Source organism: Lysinibacillus odysseyi 34hs-1 = NBRC 100172, from assembly GCF_001591965.1.
Lineage (GTDB): Bacteria > Bacillota > Bacilli > Bacillales_A > Planococcaceae > Lysinibacillus_B > Lysinibacillus_B odysseyi.
The window spans coordinates 65,780-86,178 of record NZ_BCVX01000013.1; the positions used below are offsets into that span (position 1 = coordinate 65,780).

Below are 20,399 nucleotides of genomic sequence, written 5' to 3' on the forward strand. Positions count from 1 at the left end.
TTCTAGCGACCTCATACTATAGCGAAATATTCTTAAAATGGCTGGCAGTAAAATGGATAATACTACTCTGAAAAAACCCTTATTTATACAAAAAAGATCATTCATGATTTTTTCATGAATGACCTCTTTTTAATTTTGATTATAAAAACATTCCGGCAATGGCAGCAGATAATAATGAAGCAAGCGTACCTGCAAGAACCGATTTGAATGCTAGTTTAGCGATGACAGAGCGCTTGTCCGGTGCCATGCTTCCTAAACCGCCGATTAAAATACCCATCGAGCTTAAGTTCGCAAAGCCACAAAGTGCAAATGAAATGATGATTGCCGTCTTTTCTGAGAAATCACCAATTTTTGGACCGAAGTTCGAAAAGGCAACGAATTCATTTAGAATTAATTTTTGCCCGATGAATGAGCCAGCTCGGACAGCTTCTTCCCATGGCACCCCAATCGCAAAGGCAAGCGGTGCAAATACATAGCCAAGTATGCCTTCTAATGTAATGCCACCATGACCAAACCAGCCACCGATTCCGCCCAGAATCCCATTGAGCAAGGCGATAAGTGCAATAAACGCAATTAGCATTGCACCTACATTTGCAGCAAGTTTCAGACCATCTGCTGCACCGTTTGCAGCAGCATCGATCACGTTTGCTGATGAACGGTCTTTTTCTAATTTAAAGTTTGATTCGTCCACTTCTTCTGTTTCCGGGATAATTAATTTCGCTAATACCAAACCAGCTGGTGCAGCCATGAAGCTTGCTGCCAGTAAATACTCAAGCGGTACACCAAGCAGTGAATATCCTACTAAAACTGAGCCTGAAACAGATGCCAGACCACCCGTCATAACAGCAAACAGCTGTGATCTTGTCATCGTATTCAAAAATGGACGAATAACAAGCGGCGCCTCTGTCTGACCTACGAAGATGTTCGCTGCAGCGTTAACAGATTCAGCTTGTGTTGTTCCGAGCACTTTCGATAAGAAGCCCCCGATGATTTTGATGATAATCTGCATAATACCTAAATAATAAAGAACAGAAATTAATGATGAGAAGAAAATAATGATTGTCAATACACTTATCGCAAATACAAAGCCAACTGAATCAGCATTTGCTAATCCACCAAATACGAAGTTGACACCTTCAAATGCATAGTTAACTAAATTTTGCACTGCATCTGACAGCTGCATGAGCTTTTCACGCCCATATTCCCATTTCAGGACAATAAATGCAAATAAAAGCTGAACGGCTAATCCGGATAATACGATACGCCACTGGATGGCTTTCCGGTTTGCCGAAAAGGCAACACCGATAGCAAGTACGACTAAAATACCTATGATCCCCCAAATGAAATTCATATTTACACCTACTCTTATATATTTGAAAACCTTTTCATTTCCATCTATTGACATACGACAACGGACAACAGACGACTTACAACGTATGTTAACAAATCATAAATTTCATGTAAATTGAAAGTGAATTCTAAAATTTTTATCATTATAGAATATTCTAGATTTCTTCTATTAACCGTAGTTTTTTTGTCTCTCCTCCTGTATTTCAGAAATATTTTGCAGTAGTCATAAATTATTCGTATAAAAGAGAAAACGGCACTGCCTAATGGCACCGCCGCTTGAAGGAGTTTTTCTATAAAATTGAAGAAATAGAATTAATAGAAGTCTAAAAATAATTTTTACTTTCCTTTAAATTGGACATTTTTTGTCCAACTTGTGAACTTTTATCATGGACATAAAACGTCCCGGGTTATCGTATATTGTCCCACTTTTCTATCCTTGTTCTTCCATAAAATCATAAGGTGTAATCCCCTTCATACCAATTAACGGATGAACATGTGGGGCTGTCTCCTTATTTAAAACTTGAGGGAGATTTGGCTCCGGTTTTGCTTTTTCCAATTGGAGGTCTTTTTCTATTTCGTTTTTTTCTGAAGAAATTTCACTCTCTTCTATTTCCAATGGGTTAAGCCGGGCTCTTAAGCTCGTAAGGCGGGCTAAATCATCTGTTTTTGAAAGCCCCTGCGCCAAAACATCCGGCTCCCCGCATAAAATAAGAAAGTTTTTTGCACGTGTAATTCCCGTATAAAGCAGGTTGCGTCGCAGCATTTTTGTATAACCTCTTACCACGGGCATGATTACCGTTTGAAACTCTGATCCCTGAGATTTATGGATAGAACAGCAATACGCCAATGTTATTTGATTAAGATCTGCCCGCTGATACGTAACCTCAATGCCGTCAAAGTTGACAATAAGCAAATCCTGCTTTTCAATTGTTTCCTTTGCTTTAATAATAGAAATAACCTCACCCATATCGCCGTTAAACACATTGCTTTCAGGCTGGTTAACAAGCTGGAGCACCTTATCTCCAATACGGAAAATGGTATCCCCAAATACTAGCTCTTTCCTTGTTCCATCATTTGGATTTACAAGCTCCTGTATTTGCTTATTCAATGCATCTATTCCAGCGGGGCCTTTATACATCGGCGCCAGCACCTGAACATCCCGAATTGTCTGGCCTTTACTTACGGCGCTTTTGACAATCTGGGTTACGACGCTGGACACTTGATCGGCGCCTGCTTTAATAAAGGAGCGGTCATTTGTTTTTACTGTCAATGTATCAGGAACAATGCCTTTTTTAATTTGGTGGGCAATCTCAATAATCGTAGATCCCTCTGCCTGTCTATATACATCCGTCAGCTCAACGGTCGGCAGCTGCTTAGAGGCAAGCAGATCCTTCAAAACCTGTCCAGGTCCTACTGGGGGCAGCTGATCCTGATCCCCTACAAAGACAATTTGGACGTCTTCCGGAAGGCTTTTCATCAATTGATGGGCAAGCCACGTATCAACCATAGACATTTCATCAATTATAACGAGCTTTCCTGTAATTTCGCGTCCTGTCTCCTCATCCTTATCCTCCTGGCCGGTAAAACCAAGTAAGCGGTGAATCGTCATAGCTGGCAGCTCTGTGGATTCTGCAAGTCGCTTTGCTGCTCTGCCGGTCGGAGCCGCAAGAACAATAGGAAACGGCTCCTCTTTTTGGGCATAATACTTCGGATCTAAAGAAAGGCCATGCAGCTCTGCATATACTTCTACTAACCCCTTAATAACCGTTGTCTTCCCTGTACCGGGGCCGCCCGTCAAAATCATCACAGCGGAGTTTAATGCAGTTTCAATTGCTTGTGCCTGTGTCGGGGCGTATGTAACATCATAGCGCTCTTCCACCTCACCAATTGCTTTTCTGATTTCATCCTTTGAAAAATGGGCGCGTTTATCGTTTTCCTTTATTAAATCGAGGATTTTGGAAGCAATGCCTACTTCACTGAAATAAAGGGACGGTAGATAGAGCCTTGTTTCCTCCCCGCAGATTTTACTCTCTTCCCTCATTTCAATGCATGCGCCGGAGATAGCCTCATATGGAATTTCCACTCGCTGACTTTGCTCCAGCATATCCTTTACATGCGGCAATACTTGCTCTGCATCCAAATAAACATGCCCGTCAGACAAGGCAGCATGTGTTAATACATGAAGAACCGCCGCCTTAATGCGGTCTGGATGATTACCGGTAATGCCGAGCTTTGAGCCGAGTTCATCCGCTCGTGCAAAGCCAACCCCTTCTACATCTTCAATGAGGCGGTATGGATTTTCCGTCAGCAGCGGAATTGTTTCCTCACGGTAAACCTGGTAGATTTTCATACCGAGCTGAGGTCCGAATCCCCACTCATTCAGTTGAATCATCACACGCTGCAAGCCAAGATTTTGTTCTACTGCTGCACGGATTTGTGTTCTTTTCTCAGCCGTAAGCCGTGGGACTGCATCCAGTGCATCCGGATCTTCCAAAATCTTTTGTAGAGCATGAATACCCAGCTTTTCTACAATTGCTTCTGCCGTTTTACGTCCTATTCCCGGAAACAGATCACTTGATAAATAATGGACGATACCTGTCTCAGTAGCTGGTACCTCCTTTTGAAAAGTTTCCACTTGGAACTGCAGGCCGTACTTTGGATGGGATTTCAATAATCCGGTAAAACGGTATATTTCATCTTCCGTTAATGGAGGCAAATACCCGACAACAATGATTTCCTTTTCTTTATATTCAATATTTGTTTCCTGGATTTGAACCCGGACAATCGAGTACATATTGGATGGATTATGGAAAATGGACACGATAGGCCGGCCCAGAATAAATAGTTTATTCACTTCAAATAAATCGAGGTTTTCAGCCACCCGACTTCACCCCTTTACATCAATTCGTACAATTATTTTATCATAGGACATGCATAGTGTCCTTGAAATTTGAAGGTTTCTTGCCGTTTCGGATAATTGTTCACTGCTTATATTTAAAGAGTGCTATGATGGAAACAGAATAATATGACAAAAGAGGTGGAAAAGCATGCAATTTCGTCCTTGCATTGACCTGCATGAAGGAAAGGTCAAGCAAATCGTCGGCAGTACACTCGGGCACGAAAATGTAGCCGTTGTTGAAAACTTTACATCTGTACATGATGCCTCCTATTATGCCTCCATGTTTTCAAAAGATGGACTCACGGGCGGTCATGTCATTATGCTTGGCCCCGGCAATGAGCAAGCTGCCCTCTCCGCCCTGCATACATACCCCGGAGGCTTACAAATCGGCGGGGGCATTACCGCTCAAAATGCCAGTCGCTATCTAGACGCGGGGGCATCCCATGTAATTGTAACATCCTATATTTTCCACGATGGGATACTTGATATGGAACGCCTTAAAAAGCTTGTTCAGACAGTCGGGAAAAAGAAGCTTGTCATTGACTTAAGCTGCCGGAAACGAAATGGTAAATGGTTTGTAGTAACGGATAAATGGACTAAATTCAGTGATTTTGAAGTAAATGCTGATTCTATCCGCATGATTGAGCAGTACTGCGACGAGCTGCTGATCCATGCAGTCGATGTAGAAGGAAAGCGAAGTGGAATGCAGGAAGCGCTGGTCACTGATTTGGCGAATTGGACAACTATTCCTACCACGTATGCGGGTGGCGTCCGTTCTCTTGAGGATTTAAAAAGATTCGAGCAGCTTGGGCACGGTAAGCTGCATGTAACGATCGGGAGTGCACTAGATATTTTTGGCGGCGACCTATGCTATCGTGATGTCGTTTCCTATTGCAAAAAATGATTAGTAAAAAAGGATTGCTGGAGCTATATGCTCCGGCAATCCTTCATTTTATTTACATATGATTTCTATCTTGAACATTCGCTTCTTATCTAAAGGGATTAATGCGGGATAAAATACTGATTTACCGGACGCCCTACACCGCCATACTGCACATCCACTTTGATAAGCTGCCGCTTTTCCATGAAATCCAAATAGCGTCTTGCGGTAACACGTGCCACCCCGATAGAGGCCGCTACTTCATCAGCCGATGCACCGTTTTGGGATTTTTTCAGATAAGCTAACACTTTATCGAGCGTAGAACGATTAAATCCCTTTGGTAATTCCAGCTCCAGATCAGGCATTGCCTCGACCTTCTCTTCTACCAGCCCTTTCCGGATAAGAGCATCGAGTTCCTGCTGGGTTATATCTTCCACACTTTGTGTTTTCTTTTTATATTGGCGGTAATTTTCCAGCGTTTGCTGCATTCGCTCAAACGTAAATGGCTTCATAATATAATCATAGACACCTAAATGAAGGATATTTTGAATGGTCGGCATGTCATTCGCTGCTGTAACAGAGATAACATCGACATTTACCATTTCCCCGCGTATTTGGCGTAATGTCTCCAGCCCATCCTGCTCCGGCATAAAAATATCCATTAAGATAACATCAGGCTTTAGCTCCTTAATTTTTTGAAACCCAATTACCCCGTTTGCCGCTGTTCCTACAATCTGGTAGCCTTCAATTCGCTCTATAAATTGCCGATTGACCTCCCTGACCATAGGATCATCTTCTATCAGCAGTATTTTAATAACTCCCATTTTGCTCATCTCCTACTTCGAATAATACTAAAAAACTCGTTCCTTTTCCTTCTTCACTTGTTACTTCGATTGTCCCGTGTCCCTTTTTCACAATTTCCTCTATTAAATACAGTCCGATGCCCCTGTTATCCTTCGCTTTTGTGGAAAAGCCGTTTTCAAACATATGCTTCTTCACTTCCTCGCTCATTCCGCACCCGTTGTCTGTTACTAAAATAGCGAGCACCCCATCGTGCTCATCCACTGAAATCGTAATGACTTTTTCAGTTCTTGCAACCCCTTGCAATGCTTCAAAGGCATTTTCAATTAAATTACCGAACAATATAACAAAATCATGCTGATCTAAAAATGGCGGAAAACGAGTAAAACGGCTTTCTTGGTCTATTTCAATTATAATACCGAGTTCCTTGCCGCGTCCTACCTTACTAAGCAGCAGCCCTGATAAATTCTCGTTTTTAAAACGTTCATTTAAAAACCGAATGAGCGATGCTTCATCCGCCTGCACTTCTTTTAAATATTCTAGAGCCTGCCTTGTATGCCCAAGCTGCAGGAGACCAGTAATTGTATGAAGCTTATTTTTATGCTCGTGTGTCTGTACACGAAGCGCCTGTACAAAAGCCCGTACACCTGTTAATTCCTCTGCCAACTGCTTGACCTCTGTTAGATCTTTAAAAATAGCAACAGCTCCTACATTTCTCCCCTTCACTTGAATAGGAATCCGTGTACTCATAATACTGCGCCGATTAATATAAATCTCCTGATTATAGATTGGTTTACCGCTTTCTACTATTTCAGGCAGCCTTGTATCAGGGAGTACCTCATAGATTTTCTTTCCTATATATCGGGCATTATCCCCCTCTACACCTAGGATGAAGCCTGCCTTTTGATTAAAAATTGTGATGTTCATTTCATTATCAACAGCGATAATTCCTTCATGCATCGCATTGAACGTCTCTTGTCTTTCTACGTACATTTGCGAAATTTCCTCTGGTTCCAGCCCAAACATCTGCTTTTTTATATGGTGCCCTAACATGAGAGCCCCCCACATACTAAATAAGATAGAAAAGAAAATCGTAACTATGATTTCCGTAGCATAATCATGAAAGATAGTAGCTAGTGTAGGCATAGGATAGCCGACAACTACCACACCGATCTGCCTCTTGTCTTTATTTAAAACGGGGACAAATGCCCGGATCATCCTGCCAAGCTCTCCTTGTGCCTTTGAAATATAATAATGTTCGCTAAAAGCTGCATTCACATCTTCAGAATTACTTCTTTTTCCTAATTCAGCAGGTGATGGATGGGAATATTTAACCCGATCCATATTAAGAACAACGATATATTCCGCTTTATTTATGATTCGTATTTCCTCCACAGTCTGATTGATCGTCTGAATTGCCTCCTGTTGATCATCGTTCATCAGCTGATTTTCCAGTTCCGGCATATTGGAAACAGTTCTTGCAACGAGCATCGCCCGCTGTCCGAAATCCTCTTCCTGTTCGCTCAGCAAATTGCCGATCACAAAAACGCCACCGATGAAAAAAGAAAAAGCGATGATGAAGAAGGTCATAAGAAGTATTTTTGTATTCATTTTTAATCTTCGCATCAGTCTCTCTCCTTTTTTTCTACCTCGATGCACGTTATACTCTAATAAATAAATCGAAAATATGGTGGTATACAATGAAATATTTTTTTACTGGTACCTTTCTAACCCTTGCTCTGCTCATATCCTTTTTCGTCTATAAGCAAAATATTGGCGATATAGCATCCCTGCCGTATGATGATGAACAACATGGACTCGGAGATCAAATCATTATTCACTTCAGCCATGTAGTAGCAGAAAATACTCCAAAGGGGCTCGCTGCTATCAAATTCGCCGAATTAGTCAAGGAAAAAACGAATGGGCGCGTTATTGTCCAAGTATATCCGAACGGCATTTTATACAGCGATGATAACGAATTCGAGGCATTACAGCAAAATGAAATTCAGATGATTGCCCCTACCTTTTCTAAGGTGACATCCTATCTGCCTTCCTGGCAGGTACTTGATCTGCCTTTTATCATTGAAACGGATGAGCAGCTAAAGGAAGTATTAACAGGACCTTTAAAAGAGCAGCTGCTGGCTGAATTGGACGGGCTGAACATAAAAGGGCTGGATTTCTGGAGCAACGGCTTCAAGCAAATTGCTTCAAATGATTATCCGGTACAAAATGTACAGGATTTCCAATTGCTCCGTGTCCGTGTCATGGCAAGCGAACTGATCAGCAAGCAATTTTCACTATTAGGCTCTACACCCATTACGACAACATTTGATGATGTGTATTACGAAATCGAAAAGAGAAATATACAAGCCCAGGAAAATACCATTTCCAATCTATATTCTAAAGGCTTCCATAAGTACGAAAAGCATATTACCCTTTCCAATCATGGCATTATGGGGTATGCCGTTATGATAAACAAACCTTTCTGGGACAGTCTGGATGCCGAGCTCCAGCAGCCTATCCTAGAGGCTCTGCAGGAAATGAGCGATTGGCAGTTTGAAACGAGCATTGAGATGAACCAAATTGGACAGCAGGAGCTTTCCTCTTTGCCGGATGTCTCGCTTTATCCTCTTTCACCTGTCCAAAAAAAGGCATGGAAAGAGAAGGTTGCTCCGATTTATGAAACATACCAAAAGGAAATCAATGATTCATATTATAAATTATTAATAGAAGAAGTGAACAGAAGCAATTAAACAAAATGAACAAAACTACACTTTTTGTCGGAAAGTGTAGTTTTTTTATACAGAGAAACAAGTGTATTATAACAAAACACCAATGACAAAACGCGTTACATAACAGAATAAACGCTGATATATCTGCTTTTCTATGATATTTATACATGAGTGAACAAAATAAACGTTATGATTTTTAAAAACTAAATCTTTTATTCAGATAACTTTACGCTATGATAGTTTCATGAAAGCGATAACAAAATAGAAAATTCAAAACAAATTCAGAAAAGGAGTATAGGCATATGAAATGGCTTAAAAATTTAACGGTCCAAGTAGTACTTGCTATTATTCTCGGTATTATTGTCGGGGCAGTGTGGCCGGAGTTCGGAGCAAGCTTAAAAATCTTGGCCGACATGTTCATTAAATTAATCAAAATGCTGATCGGTCCAATTATCTTCCTGACTGTTGTCATTGGAATCGGCGGCATGGGTGATATGAAAAAGCTTGGGAAAATCGGAGGCAAGGCACTTCTTTACTTTGAAATCGTTTCGACAATTGCCCTTGCAATCGGGATAGGTGTTGCAGTATTAGTAAATGCAGGTTCCGGGATCGACACATCGTCGGCTGCTGATGCAGACATCTCCAAATATACACAAGCTGCTGAAGAAAACTCTGAAGCGGGTCTGATGGGCTTCCTTTATAATATTATCCCAGAAAACTTTGTCGGCTCTTTAGCGAACGGTGACTTACTGCCAATTTTATTCTCAGCTATTCTATTTGGGGTAGCAGCAGCAATGCTAGGTGATAAGTCCAAGCCTGTCATCACATTCTTTGAACAAGTCTCCGAGATATTCTTTAAAATCGTAGGAATCGTTATGAAGGTCTCCCCGATTGGAGCGTTCGGTGCGATGGCTTACACAATCGGTAACTTCGGCTTAGGTTCTTTAAAGTCATTAGGTTTACTAATGTTTGCTGTGTATTTAACAATGTTCTTATTCATTGTCATTGTATTAGGGTTAATTGCCCGTTACTTCGGCTTTAATATTCTAAAGTTTATCGGTTACATTAAAGATGAAATTTTCCTTGTAATCGGTACATCCTCATCAGAATCAGCATTACCATCTATGATGCGCAAATTAGAAAGCTTAGGCTGTTCAAAACAAGTTGTGGGACTTGTTGTACCGACAGGATACTCCTTTAACCTTGATGGCACTTCCATCTACTTGTCTATGGCCGCATTATTTATCGCCCAGGCATATGGGGTTGATTTAACTTGGATTGAAATCATCACTCTTCTCGGCGTACTAATGATTACATCAAAAGGAGCTGCCGGTGTAACAGGGTCCGGTTTTATCACCTTGGCTGCAACGCTCGCAGCATTCCCGATGGTGCCGGTCGAAGGGATTGCCCTATTAATTGGTGTAGACCGCTTCATGTCTGAAGCACGTGCCGTAACAAACTTAATCGGAAACGGCGTTGCATGTGTCATCGTCTCAAAATCGGAGAAAGAATTCGAAAGTACAGAGGCAGCGGATGCAATTGCGGTAAAATGATATGAAACCAGTGGAATCAAACCATTCCGCTGGTTTTTTATTTTTCTATAACAAATCAGCTCAAACCCGATTTAATGGCGCAGACTGTTCACTACAACCCTCTATAAAGCTTGTCTGCTATGCGGTAAATAACATGTAAATTGACACACGCAAAATGGATAAACAGCGCAGTTTATTAAAGAAATTTGCTTCCTTATTCCCTCCTTTTTTGTCCCTTTTCTCCTTCTCCATCACTTTTTACGTAGGCAATACTTGAAATGTTCCGCTTCTAGAAGTATGGTGAAAGTGTCGATTCTTACTGTACTTATTTGTTCCGATGCAAAACCAACGACCTTTTACTACTTATTAACGGAGAGATTTTATGCAAATCAAGAAACCAAAGTACCAAATTATCGCTGAGGATATCGCAGCTAAAATTGTTGAAAAGAAATATGTTATCGGCGAAAAAATATATGCTCGCTCAATCATCGCTTCTCAATATGGTGTTTCTGCAGAAACGGCGAGACGGGCGATTGCGATGTTGCAAGACCTGGAAATTGTGGAAGCAACGAAAGGAAGCGGAGTTGTCATCACCTCCTACGAAAATGCGGTGAAATTTGTTCATCAAAATGAAGGAGTTCAGTCGATACGAGATCTTCAGCTTAATATCCAGGATATACTGGAGCATCAGGAGGCAGAGCTTGCAAACTTGCATGACTTGGTAAGCGAATTGGTGAATAGAACAAGCCGATTCAAGGCAATCAACCCTTTTATCCCTTATCAGCTAGAAATTACGGAAGCATGTCCTTATCTTGATAAAACGATTAGTGAAATCAACTTCTGGCAGCATACAGGAGCGACTATTATAGCCATTCGTAAAGGCAGTGACCTCCTTTTGTCACCCGGCCCTTATGCTGCTTTGCATCCAGGCAATGTTATCTACTTTATCGGGGATGATGATTGTCTTATTAAAGCCGGGCAATTTTTAAAACTTTAAACATAATTAAAGCCTAAACAGCAGATTCTTCTGCTTTGTTTAGGCTTTTTTCTATTTTTACCCATGAAAAACTGCCTGCTTCATTTGACATAAGTAACAACTCTTTGATAACATTAAGTTGTTACTTTTTCTATATAACAAAAGAGAGATGAATTGATTTAAATGAGGAAGTGAGAAAATGAAGGAAAAAATACGTGTAGAGCACGTCACTAAAATTTTCGGGCGCAATCAGCAAAAAGCGCTGAAACTAGTGGAACAGCAAAAAAGTAAAACAGATATTTTACAGGAAACCGGCGCAACGGTTGGTGTATATGATGCTAATTTCACAGTGAATGAAGGTGAAATTTTTGTCATTATGGGGCTGTCGGGAAGTGGGAAATCCACACTGATTCGTTTATTAAACCGTTTGATTACACCGACAAGCGGGAATATCTATATTGACAATATCGATATTACTAAAGCAAAAAAACAGGAATTACAGCTGATTCGGCGGCAAAAAATGAGTATGGTTTTTCAAAACTTCGCTCTATTTCCCCATCGTACGATTCTGGAGAATACTGAGTATGGACTAGAAATCCGCGGTATGTCCAAGGAACAGCGAATCGAAAAAGCAGAACAGGCTTTGCAAAACGCAGGTCTCCTTGTATATAAAGATCAATACCCCCACCAATTATCCGGAGGTATGCAGCAACGGGTTGGATTAGCACGAGCACTGGCCAATGACCCCGAAATTCTCCTAATGGATGAAGCTTTTTCCGCTCTTGATCCACTTATTCGTAAAGATATGCAAGATGAATTATTGGAGCTTCAGGCTAACGTCAAGAAGACGATTGTTTTCATTACCCACGATTTAAATGAAGCACTGCGTATTGGTGATCGGATCGCCATTATGAAAGACGGACAAATTATGCAAATCGGGACAGGTGAAGAAATCCTCACGAACCCTGCCAATCATTATATCCAAACGTTCCTTGAAGATGTGGATCGTTCCAAAGTATTAACCGCTGAAAGTGCCATGGTGCGTCCTATTACGATCAACACAGAGCATGATGGACCGAAAGTAGCCCTTCAGCGGATGCGTGAAGAGGAAGTAAGTGTACTATTGGCAACAAACCGTCAAAAACAATTCCTCGGCTATATTACTGCAGATGATGCATTAAAGGCAGCAAAAGATGGAGTTTCCTCTGTTACTTCTTATATTCGTACGGATATGCCGACAGTAGAACCTGCTACTTTACTGCAAGATTTATTGTCTACCATTTCGGACAGTCCAACACCGATTGCCGTAGTGGAAGACCATCGATTACGAGGAATTTTAATACGTGGAGTCGTGCTTGAAGCGCTTTCCTCTTCAACACAAGAGGAGGTAAACACAAATGAATAATTTTTTAGATAATATACCGAAACTGCGGGTCTCATCCTGGGTAGAAGATGGGATGGACTGGTTGACAGATACATTCTCAGGACTCTTTAAACTGATACAGTCCGGTGGAAAAAACATGATGGATGGCATTACAGATGGTTTATTATTTATTCCACCAATCCTTTTTATTTTGATTATTGCTGTTTTGGCATTCTTCGTTACTGGGAGAAAATTTGGATTAGCTCTTTTTTCTCTAATTGGATTACTATTTATCTACAATCAAGGCTTATGGGACGAATTAATGAATACTTTCACCCTCGTTCTATTCTCTAGTATTATTGCCATCATCCTCGGCATTCCAATAGGTATCCTAATGTCCAAAAGTACAGCCGTTGAAAATATCGTCAAGCCTATTCTCGATTTCATGCAGACGATGCCCGGATTTGTCTATTTAATCCCGGCTGTTGCCTTCTTCGGAATAGGAGTTGTACCAGGGGTTTTCGCCTCTGTTATCTTCGCCCTGCCCCCTACTGTACGTTTTACGAACCTCGGCATTCGTCAGGTGCCAAAAGATTTAATCGAGGCAGCAGATTCTTACGGTAGCACAGGAGCCCAAAAGCTAGTCAAAGTAGAATTGCCAATCGCTAAATCTACTATTATGGCAGGGATCAATCAAACGGTATTACTATCATTATCAATGGTCGTTATAGCCTCTATGATCGGTGCGCCGGGCCTTGGCCGAGAAGTACTTTCTGCGCTGCAACGGGCACAGGTCGGTAACGGTTTTGTTGCGGGCCTAAGTTTAGTTATTTTTGCGATCATCGTCGATCGCTTAACACAAAGCTTTAATAAACAAAATAGGTAGGAGTGGGAGTTATGTTTAAAAAATCAAAGTATATACTGGGTACAGCTGCATTAGGTGCTGCCCTTTTATTAAGTGCATGCGGAGATGATAATAAAGAGTCATCCGGTAAAAAAGACTTAGGAGATATCAATCTTGCCTACGTTGAATGGGATTCAGAAGTAGCCTCTACTCATGTAATCGGGAAAGTGTTAGAGGATATTGGATATGATGTCACTTTAACTCCTCTGGATAATGCCATTATGTGGGAAGCTGTTGCAAAGGGAGAAGCAGATGCGATGGTATCTGGCTGGCTGCCTCGTACGCATGGTGCCCAATTTGATGAATACGGAGCGGCAATGGAACATTTAGGGGAAAACTTGAATGGTGCGAAAATCGGCCTTGTCGTACCAGCATATATGGATGTCTCTTCAATTGCCGACTTGAGCGATGAAGCATCCTCCACAATTACAGGAATTGAGCCGGGCGCAGGCATTATGAGTGCAACGGAAACAGCGCTGAAAACGTACCCGAACCTTGCAAAATGGGAACTCCTTCCCTCTTCTTCTGGTGCAATGACGGTCGCTTTAAGCCAGGCTATTGCGAATGAGGAAGAAATCGTTGTTACCGGCTGGTCTCCACACTGGAAATTCGCTACTTACGACTTGAAATATTTGGATGATCCAGAAGGTGTGTTTGGTGGCGAAGAATCCATTAATACATTTGCCCGGAAAGACTTAAAAGAGGAGAAACCAGAAGCTCATAAAGTACTAGATGCTTTCTACTGGACGACAGAGGATATGGAGCAAGTGATGCTTGATATCAACGAAGGAGCTTCCCCTGACGAGGCTGCTGAAAAATGGGTAGAGGATAACCAGGATAAAGTAAAAGAGTGGACGAAGGATATTAAATAATAACATAGGTTTCTACAACCGCTAAAGAAACTGGAGCTAAACCCCTGCTGAATAATAAAGGGCAATCATGATTTTTTACATCATGGTTGCCTTTTGTTTTTTATGAAGTGTTGTTCTCCATTCCGACCGGCGTTTTTTTCGGGCACGGCTTCTACTACGAAAAACAAAAAGAGTATTCTTTATTAAAATACAAAAAGAAGCAACAGAAACTATCTACCATTAACGTATAATTGAAGTAGTACCCGTTTTCGGATTTCTGAAAGCTGCTGAAGCCTGATGATTTGTTATCTCCCCTATTTTAAGGAAAGATTAAATGGTACAATTTAGAAAAAAAAGGAGGGGACGTATGTCAGAGTCGAGGTTTGTAGAACTACAAGGGGAGCTATTTTCGTTGTTTGCAAAGGGCAATATGAATGATGCCCTCTCTTTCATCCATAATATAAAAATAGAGTTTCCTGAGAGATTGGATAAAATCCTATTCTGGGAGGCTTGTGTTTATTCTAACCAGAGAAAAAACGAGGAAGCGGTTGCTATTCTAGAGGAAGGGCTAAAAAAGGGAATATGGTGGAACCCGGCTATTCTAACTACAGACCCGGATTTACAGAATGTACAGACAGATAAAGAATTCAAGAAAATTGTGGAAACTTGTGGGAAAATTTTTAGCAGTCAGAAAAAGAACGCTACACCTGAATTATTCGTTTATGGTGACTCCCAATCAGACATTATCCTCTTGGCGTTGCATGCAAGAGGAACGAACGTAAAAGATTTTGCACCTTATTGGCTGAATGACAAAGGAGAAGATCCCTATTTACTTGGACTTCCTCAGTCCTCTCAGATCTTTGGTTACAATACGTATTGTTGGGATGACCAAGAGACCGCCATTAAAGAAATTGAAGAAGCATATAAAGAATTGAAAGAAACTTTCCATACCAAATCAGTTATTATGGGAGGTGCTTCTCAAGGCGGCAAATTATCAATTGAATTCTGCCTTCGCAAAAGATCACAAGAGATCACAGGATTTATAGCTGTTATGCCAGCTATTAAAGATGTAGCGGCGATAGAAGCTCTTCTAAAAGAGAATGAGCATTCTAGCCTAAAGGGAATTATTATTATTGGTGACCAAGATCCATTTTATAAGAATAGTATTGAACTCGTTCAGCTCTTACAGGCAAATCATATAGACTGTAAATTGATAGTTAATGAAGGACTGGGACACTTTTTCCCTCAGAATTTTCCAGAGCTTTTATCCGAAGCATTTAGATATATCCTTCGGTAAGGGAAAAAGGAGCCTGAATGTTCGGGCTCCTTTTTCTTTGTTTCAGGTAGATGTGCGGATGTATATACACTTTCCTTCTAGATAGACGGTTATCAAAATATTTATGTTACATTTTTAATAGCTGGACCTTTAATAAGCCTTTTTGATAAGGTTTTTATTCAAAATACCCTTCAATGTTCATTTAACAGGAACTACTTCATCATAAATCTTATCCTATATTAAGTTACCAGTTAAGCCACTCTATGCTCCCAACAATGAGAAAAAATAATACCTTTAATACTTTGAGTAGTCTTGATCCTCCTAGCCTGTCTTCTCATAATGTTTATCAATAAAATGTTCCTATTAGAATGCTACATCAGCTTTTCTATTCTATTTACCCTCTAAAACCTTTTAAACGTCACCTTGGCAACAGATCTTTGTATTCTTTTCGTATAGCATCCAGCCTTTCAAGCTTTTCCATCGATTGTTCGGCAGTCTCTTTTCCAACAGCAATAATTATATTTTCTATGATAAAGGTTGGGGCAACCATGGAATGAAATTCCCAAAGCTCCCCTCGGCTTGCAAACAATAAGTAATCACATTGCGTATTAAAATCTGATACTAGGCAATCAGTCAATACAATAGATGTCATTTCCAGCTTTTTTGCATAATTCAGCAGCACCCGTGATTCTGGATGCAGCTTCACAAATCCAAACATGAATAATACATCCTCACTTGAAAAATGCACTAACGATTCATAAATCTCATGTCCGCTTTTAGGCAGAATTTTTATATTCAGTCCAAATCGCGACAAACGGTAGTTCAATAAATTTCCTAACCCTTCCGCTGGGCCCGGACTGTAAATATAAACGGTTTTTGCCTTACTCATAGACTGGATGACTGATAGAAAAACATCTTCATTAAAATGAGCTGACGTTATTTCCAGGTGCTTCAGACTTGTTGACATCATCTGAGCCCAAACTGTTGAAGAATCGATTTGTTCCATAATATTTTCCAGCTTATCTGCTGGTGTGAAATTCATATTCTTCTTATATGTATTTTTATAATCTTTAAAGTTTTTAAAGCCAATTTTCCGCCAAAATCTAGAAACTGTGGCATTGCTTATTTTTAGCGCTTTTGCAATTTCATCTTCCGTATAGGTTAATACCCTTCCCCCTATTTTAGAAATATAATCCGCAATTGACTTTTCATTCGGGGTTAAGTTGTAATCACTAAAAAGTTTTGGATTCATTTTACGCCTCCTATCTGTATTTTATTTATAACACGTTTCCCCTTTTTTGAAAAATATTTTTCATTATAGAATGTAGAGAAAAATTATTTACATTCTCTTTTCAACTTATTCATACAGCATTTACAATATATGCCTATACTGTAGCTATCAAACGAAGGAGGCAAAAAAGATGTCAATTCAAAAATCGTATCAACTGACCCAGTCTCAAAAAATGATGGTCTTTATCCTTTCCATGTCACTTTATGGATTATCAAACATGTTTACCGAGCTCATCCCCTCCATCCAGTTAGGATTTATTGAGCTATCGGTAGAGTACTTTGCTTTTATTCCCTTAACATTATGTATTTTGTTCCATCCGCTATACGCTGCAGTTGGAGCGGCACTCGGGGAAATCATATTTGGTGAACTAATGCTTGGTCAGTTTGGAGGCATTGGAGAAGTAGAGAAGTTTATCACTTTTTCGTTGGGTATGTTTATTGCCGGCATTTTAGTCCGTAATCCTTTGAATCGAAAGCAAGTAACATTCGGTGTATTGGCGGGTCTACTGATCCACCATTTATTAGGGACTATTGTGGATATCGGAAAAGTGTGGATTGGTGTTGAAGAGCTAGAAGCAATTTCGGGATTGGCCGAAAGTGTGATCGTGATTGAAGGTATCGCATTATTAAATGATCTTTTATTCTCTGGTATTTTATTTGCTTTACTACCAACTTTATATTTAGTGCCTCGTTTATACGGAAAAATCGAACCTTTATTAGGGATGAAACCTAGAAATAATAAGGTGCACTATTCTTTAGGACAAATTGTTACACCTAAATTAGTCGTCATATCAGTTGTTCTAGCAACTGTGGCATTTCTATCTGAATTCCTCTCCGAGTCTGATTGGGCGTTTGGTGAGTGGGAGCCGGAATTTTTGGAAACGATCGGCAGCTGGTTTATATGGGTGCCAATTTCAGCAGCAGCACTTATCTCAGTCATTATGCTAATAGTAATGCGCTCTAAATCTAAAAGTAACGTAAAGGAGCTAAAAAACCTTGGTTAAGCCGATCATACAAGTAAAAGATGTTTCTTTCACTTATCCCGGTTCCGAAGAAAAAGTATTGAACCATGCCAACCTTTCTATTGATGAAGGCGAATTTATAGCAATCATCGGCGGGAATGGGTCGGGCAAATCAACGCTATGCAAAACATTCAATGGTCTTATTCCTCAATTTTATGTGGGCGATTTCGAAGGAGAGGTTCAACTGGGAGATCGTGAAACATCCAAATATTCGGTCGCGGAATTGTCAAAAGATATCGGTTATGTGTACCAGGATTTTGAGAATCAAATCATGCGCCCAACTGTTATAGATGATGCTTCCTTTGCGCCTTTGAATTTTGGCCTGAAAGATTATCAAGAAAGAGGATTATGGGCGCTGGAAGTAACAGGAATAAGTACGATTGCGAATGAATTTATTTGGCAGCTAAGTGGCGGGCAAAAGCATTTACTCGCCATTGCGGCAGTACTTTCTATGAAACCGAAAGTATTAATCGTGGATGAGCCTGTAGCGCAGTTAGATCCACAACATGCGGAGGAAGTATATAAAGTACTGAAAAAACTAAATGAAGAGCTTGGCATGACCATCATCGTAATCGAACATCATGCAGAATTCATTGCAGACTACTGTCATTCTGTTGTACTGATGGATCAAGGTCGTATTTTATGGAAGGAGCCTGTGAAAACTGCTTTATCAAAAGTGGATGAATTAGTTCTTCACGGTATTTACCCCCCGCAGATTACCCAAGCAGCAAATAGAATGCAAACGACCCGTCATCACTGCAACGGGCTGCCTATTACATTGGCAGAAGGAATTGAATACTTTTGTCATTTCCCACAGGTCATACCGTTTCCCTATACGGAGGATAGACAAAAAGTGCCAACTAAAGAGCAGCCTATTATTAGTTTTGAAAAAACAGCCTTACAATTTCAAGATTTACGAAGACAAAGAAAGCAAGTATTACACAATATCCATACATCTTTTTATGAAGGAGAGCGTATTGCCATTGTTGGTAATAACGGAGCCGGAAAATCCTCATTAATCAAATTAATAGCAGGGATCGTTAAACCAACCTCTGGAGAAGTCAAAGTTCTCAACCATACAGCAACAAAAGCATCACCTGAGAAATTAGGAAAATACGTCTCTTACGTATATCAAAATCCTGAAGAAATGTTTATTGAAGACTCTATAAAAAAAGAAATTGAGCTTTTCTTAAAAGCAAGAAAAGTGCCAGATTTCGAAGAAACGGTAAAAACTATATTATATGATTTTGCCCTTTCTGAGTTGCAGGACAAGGATGCAAGACTATTAAGCGGAGGGCAAAAAAGAAGAGTCTCTTTGGCCATTGCAGCCGCTATGCAGCCCCATATCATATTGCTGGATGAGCCGACAGCTAACTTGGATATAGCAACAAAAAAACATGTTGTCCATATGCTTGAAACATTAAAAGAACACGTAAAAACTATTATTATCGCTACACATGATATGCAGCTTGTGGCAGAATGGGCGACACGTATTATTGTGATGCATAAAGGTGAAATCATTGCGGATGGCAATAGGTATGACATTTTCGGCGATGAACTATTATTGCAAAAAGCCGGTTTAATCATCCCTCAAATAATAGAGCTCAGCTTGAAACTTGGGTTACCTAAACCGCTCTATACTATAGAGGAATTTTGCTCCTATTTTCATAGCGTAGAAGGTGAGGGTCTAGCTTATGAATATGTATAAGAGCTTATCAGACAAGTTTTCGCTTGAATACGTTAAAGGAGAGCTCTTAAAAACAGCCTATGGCAGCGGTGATACATTTTTAGGCAGACTGGATCCTAGGACACTTATTTTTTGGTATTTGTTTTTTGCCATTGTACCGTGGTTCATTCATAACGAAATCATTCTAGTCAGTTTTTTGCTTTTTATGCTGATGATGACTTATTTAGCACGTGTTAGTCGACTTATTTTATTTATCTTGTGCATTGGTTTACTTAGTGAAATCACGGTATTGTTCATTATCTCTCTCTTCTTTGGCGGTGACCTCGCCTCCATTGGCCCACTATTTTGGCTTACTATTAAGCTTGCTGTCATCTCTTTGGCAAGTGTTGCTATATTTACAAGCCTAGACCCTGAAAAATTCAGCGATGCATTATTACGCCTTGGCGTTCCCGCACAGGTTTCTTTCAGCGTATCCTACGGCTATCGTATTTTACCTACTTTAATAGAAGAGTTTCATAAAGTGATTTTGTCCTATCGTTTACGAGGCAAACCTCCTGAAAAAACAGGACTGCTTTATTGGCGTATGGGCGTTTACTATATGAAAATTTTAGTGTTATCGTTTTATCCGCTTATATTAAATGGAGCCAAGCGTTCCAGAACGACGGTGGAGGCTTTGGAAACAAAGGGTTTTAGCCATTCGACAAATAATCAGGATGTAAAAAAGCTTAAAACAGCTTACTTTTCCTTTCATCGAAACGATTATTTTTTTATCGCCTTTTCTATTTTTTATATTGGTCTCAGCTTTACATTAAGTATTTACTATTAAAAAGGATGTG

16 protein-coding genes are annotated in these 20,399 nt (G+C 40.2%); 11 read left to right on the forward strand and 5 right to left on the reverse strand.

What is annotated here, in order from left to right; genetic code table 11:
- Positions 1-139 precede the first annotated feature (139 nt).
- Both BOD01S_RS18940 and recD2 read right to left on the reverse strand, forming a co-directional pair.
- Positions 140-1,351, reverse strand: coding sequence for a NupC/NupG family nucleoside CNT transporter (locus tag BOD01S_RS18940; RefSeq protein ID WP_036156689.1), 1,212 nt, complete (start codon positions 1,349-1,351; stop codon positions 140-142).
- Between the two features lie 429 nt (positions 1,352-1,780).
- Positions 1,781-4,231, reverse strand: a complete 2,451-nt coding sequence (gene recD2 / locus BOD01S_RS18945; RefSeq protein ID WP_036156687.1) for an SF1B family DNA helicase RecD2 — start codon at positions 4,229-4,231, stop codon at positions 1,781-1,783.
- Between the two features lie 166 nt (positions 4,232-4,397).
- On the opposite strand from recD2, the gene hisA reads away from it, so the two are divergent.
- Positions 4,398-5,153 carry a phosphoribosylformimino-5-aminoimidazole carboxamide ribotide isomerase gene (gene hisA / locus BOD01S_RS18950; protein ID WP_036156685.1) on the forward strand — a complete coding sequence of 252 codons (756 nt, stop codon included), beginning with the start codon at positions 4,398-4,400 and terminating at the stop codon, positions 5,151-5,153.
- A 98-nt stretch (positions 5,154-5,251) separates the two neighbouring features.
- Here hisA and BOD01S_RS18955 read toward each other — a convergent pair whose 3' ends face one another.
- Entirely contained in the window at positions 5,252-5,953 is a 702-nt protein-coding gene (locus BOD01S_RS18955; protein WP_036156683.1) for a response regulator, read from the reverse strand.
- Positions 5,940-7,556, reverse strand: coding sequence for an ATP-binding protein (locus BOD01S_RS18960; RefSeq protein ID WP_036156681.1), 1,617 nt, complete (start codon positions 7,554-7,556; stop codon positions 5,940-5,942). Before BOD01S_RS18960 ends, BOD01S_RS18955 begins: the two co-directional genes overlap by 14 nt.
- A gap of 74 nt (positions 7,557-7,630) precedes the next feature.
- Here BOD01S_RS18960 and BOD01S_RS18965 point away from each other — a divergent pair, with 74 nt between their 5' ends.
- The 7 genes from BOD01S_RS18965 (at position 7,631) to BOD01S_RS18995 (ending at position 15,585) form a co-directional block, all read left to right on the forward strand.
- Positions 7,631-8,683 carry a DctP family TRAP transporter solute-binding subunit gene (locus BOD01S_RS18965; protein WP_036156679.1) on the forward strand — a complete coding sequence of 351 codons (1,053 nt, stop codon included), beginning with the start codon at positions 7,631-7,633 and terminating at the stop codon, positions 8,681-8,683.
- A 281-nt stretch (positions 8,684-8,964) separates the two neighbouring features.
- The gene (dctA, locus tag BOD01S_RS18970; RefSeq protein WP_036156678.1) at positions 8,965-10,215 is read left to right on the forward strand and encodes a C4-dicarboxylate transporter DctA; all 1,251 of its coding nucleotides are present in this window, start codon (positions 8,965-8,967) and stop codon (positions 10,213-10,215) included.
- A gap of 361 nt (positions 10,216-10,576) precedes the next feature.
- Entirely contained in the window at positions 10,577-11,191 is a 615-nt protein-coding gene (locus BOD01S_RS18975) for a TrkA C-terminal domain-containing protein (RefSeq protein WP_036156675.1), read from the forward strand.
- Between the two features lie 178 nt (positions 11,192-11,369).
- The gene (locus tag BOD01S_RS18980; protein ID WP_036156673.1) at positions 11,370-12,575 is read left to right on the forward strand and encodes a quaternary amine ABC transporter ATP-binding protein; all 1,206 of its coding nucleotides are present in this window, start codon (positions 11,370-11,372) and stop codon (positions 12,573-12,575) included.
- The gene (locus BOD01S_RS18985) at positions 12,568-13,419 is read left to right on the forward strand and encodes an ABC transporter permease (protein WP_036156670.1); all 852 of its coding nucleotides are present in this window, start codon (positions 12,568-12,570) and stop codon (positions 13,417-13,419) included. The genes BOD01S_RS18980 and BOD01S_RS18985 overlap by 8 nt, the downstream gene beginning before the upstream one ends.
- 11 nt (positions 13,420-13,430) lie before the next feature.
- On the forward strand, positions 13,431-14,309 hold the full coding sequence (locus tag BOD01S_RS18990) for a glycine betaine ABC transporter substrate-binding protein (RefSeq protein WP_036156668.1): 879 nt from the start codon (positions 13,431-13,433) through the stop codon (positions 14,307-14,309).
- A 346-nt stretch (positions 14,310-14,655) separates the two neighbouring features.
- Positions 14,656-15,585, forward strand: a complete 930-nt coding sequence (locus BOD01S_RS18995; RefSeq protein WP_036156666.1) for an alpha/beta hydrolase — start codon at positions 14,656-14,658, stop codon at positions 15,583-15,585.
- A 397-nt stretch (positions 15,586-15,982) separates the two neighbouring features.
- On the opposite strand, the gene BOD01S_RS19000 is transcribed toward BOD01S_RS18995, so the two are convergent.
- Entirely contained in the window at positions 15,983-16,816 is an 834-nt protein-coding gene (locus BOD01S_RS19000) for a MurR/RpiR family transcriptional regulator (RefSeq protein WP_036156664.1), read from the reverse strand.
- A gap of 169 nt (positions 16,817-16,985) precedes the next feature.
- On the opposite strand from BOD01S_RS19000, the gene BOD01S_RS19005 reads away from it, so the two are divergent.
- From BOD01S_RS19005 to BOD01S_RS19015, 3 genes are read left to right on the forward strand one after another with little or no spacing between them, the layout of a single operon-like run.
- Entirely contained in the window at positions 16,986-17,858 is an 873-nt protein-coding gene (locus BOD01S_RS19005) for a hypothetical protein (protein WP_036156662.1), read from the forward strand.
- Positions 17,851-19,584, forward strand: coding sequence for an ABC transporter ATP-binding protein (locus tag BOD01S_RS19010; protein WP_088321726.1), 1,734 nt, complete (start codon positions 17,851-17,853; stop codon positions 19,582-19,584). The genes BOD01S_RS19005 and BOD01S_RS19010 overlap by 8 nt, the downstream gene beginning before the upstream one ends.
- A complete protein-coding gene (locus tag BOD01S_RS19015) occupies positions 19,577-20,389 on the forward strand; it encodes an energy-coupling factor transporter transmembrane component T family protein (RefSeq protein WP_244887330.1) in 813 nt (270 codons plus the stop codon). Before BOD01S_RS19010 ends, BOD01S_RS19015 begins: the two co-directional genes overlap by 8 nt.
- Positions 20,390-20,399: the final 10 nt, after the last annotated feature.

What these genes read in the sequence shown, in the direction of transcription:
- BOD01S_RS18995 (WP_036156666.1), top strand. Translation starts at nt 14,656, where the DNA reads ATGTCAGAGTCGAGGTTTGTAGAACTACAAGGGGAGCTATTTTCGTTG.
- BOD01S_RS18960 (WP_036156681.1), bottom strand. Translation starts at nt 7,556, where the DNA reads ATGCGAAGATTAAAAATGAATACAAAAATACTTCTTATGACCTTCTTC.
- BOD01S_RS19000 (WP_036156664.1), bottom strand. Translation starts at nt 16,816, where the DNA reads ATGAATCCAAAACTTTTTAGTGATTACAACTTAACCCCGAATGAAAAG.
- BOD01S_RS18965 (WP_036156679.1), top strand. Translation starts at nt 7,631, where the DNA reads ATGAAATATTTTTTTACTGGTACCTTTCTAACCCTTGCTCTGCTCATA.
- dctA (WP_036156678.1), top strand. Translation starts at nt 8,965, where the DNA reads ATGAAATGGCTTAAAAATTTAACGGTCCAAGTAGTACTTGCTATTATT.
- BOD01S_RS18990 (WP_036156668.1), top strand. Translation starts at nt 13,431, where the DNA reads ATGTTTAAAAAATCAAAGTATATACTGGGTACAGCTGCATTAGGTGCT.
- BOD01S_RS19015 (WP_244887330.1), top strand. Translation starts at nt 19,577, where the DNA reads ATGTATAAGAGCTTATCAGACAAGTTTTCGCTTGAATACGTTAAAGGA.
- hisA (WP_036156685.1), top strand. Translation starts at nt 4,398, where the DNA reads ATGCAATTTCGTCCTTGCATTGACCTGCATGAAGGAAAGGTCAAGCAA.
- BOD01S_RS19005 (WP_036156662.1), top strand. Translation starts at nt 16,986, where the DNA reads ATGTCAATTCAAAAATCGTATCAACTGACCCAGTCTCAAAAAATGATG.
- BOD01S_RS18980 (WP_036156673.1), top strand. Translation starts at nt 11,370, where the DNA reads ATGAAGGAAAAAATACGTGTAGAGCACGTCACTAAAATTTTCGGGCGC.
- BOD01S_RS18975 (WP_036156675.1), top strand. Translation starts at nt 10,577, where the DNA reads ATGCAAATCAAGAAACCAAAGTACCAAATTATCGCTGAGGATATCGCA.
- BOD01S_RS18940 (WP_036156689.1), bottom strand. Translation starts at nt 1,351, where the DNA reads ATGAATTTCATTTGGGGGATCATAGGTATTTTAGTCGTACTTGCTATC.
- BOD01S_RS18955 (WP_036156683.1), bottom strand. Translation starts at nt 5,953, where the DNA reads ATGGGAGTTATTAAAATACTGCTGATAGAAGATGATCCTATGGTCAGG.
- BOD01S_RS18985 (WP_036156670.1), top strand. Translation starts at nt 12,568, where the DNA reads ATGAATAATTTTTTAGATAATATACCGAAACTGCGGGTCTCATCCTGG.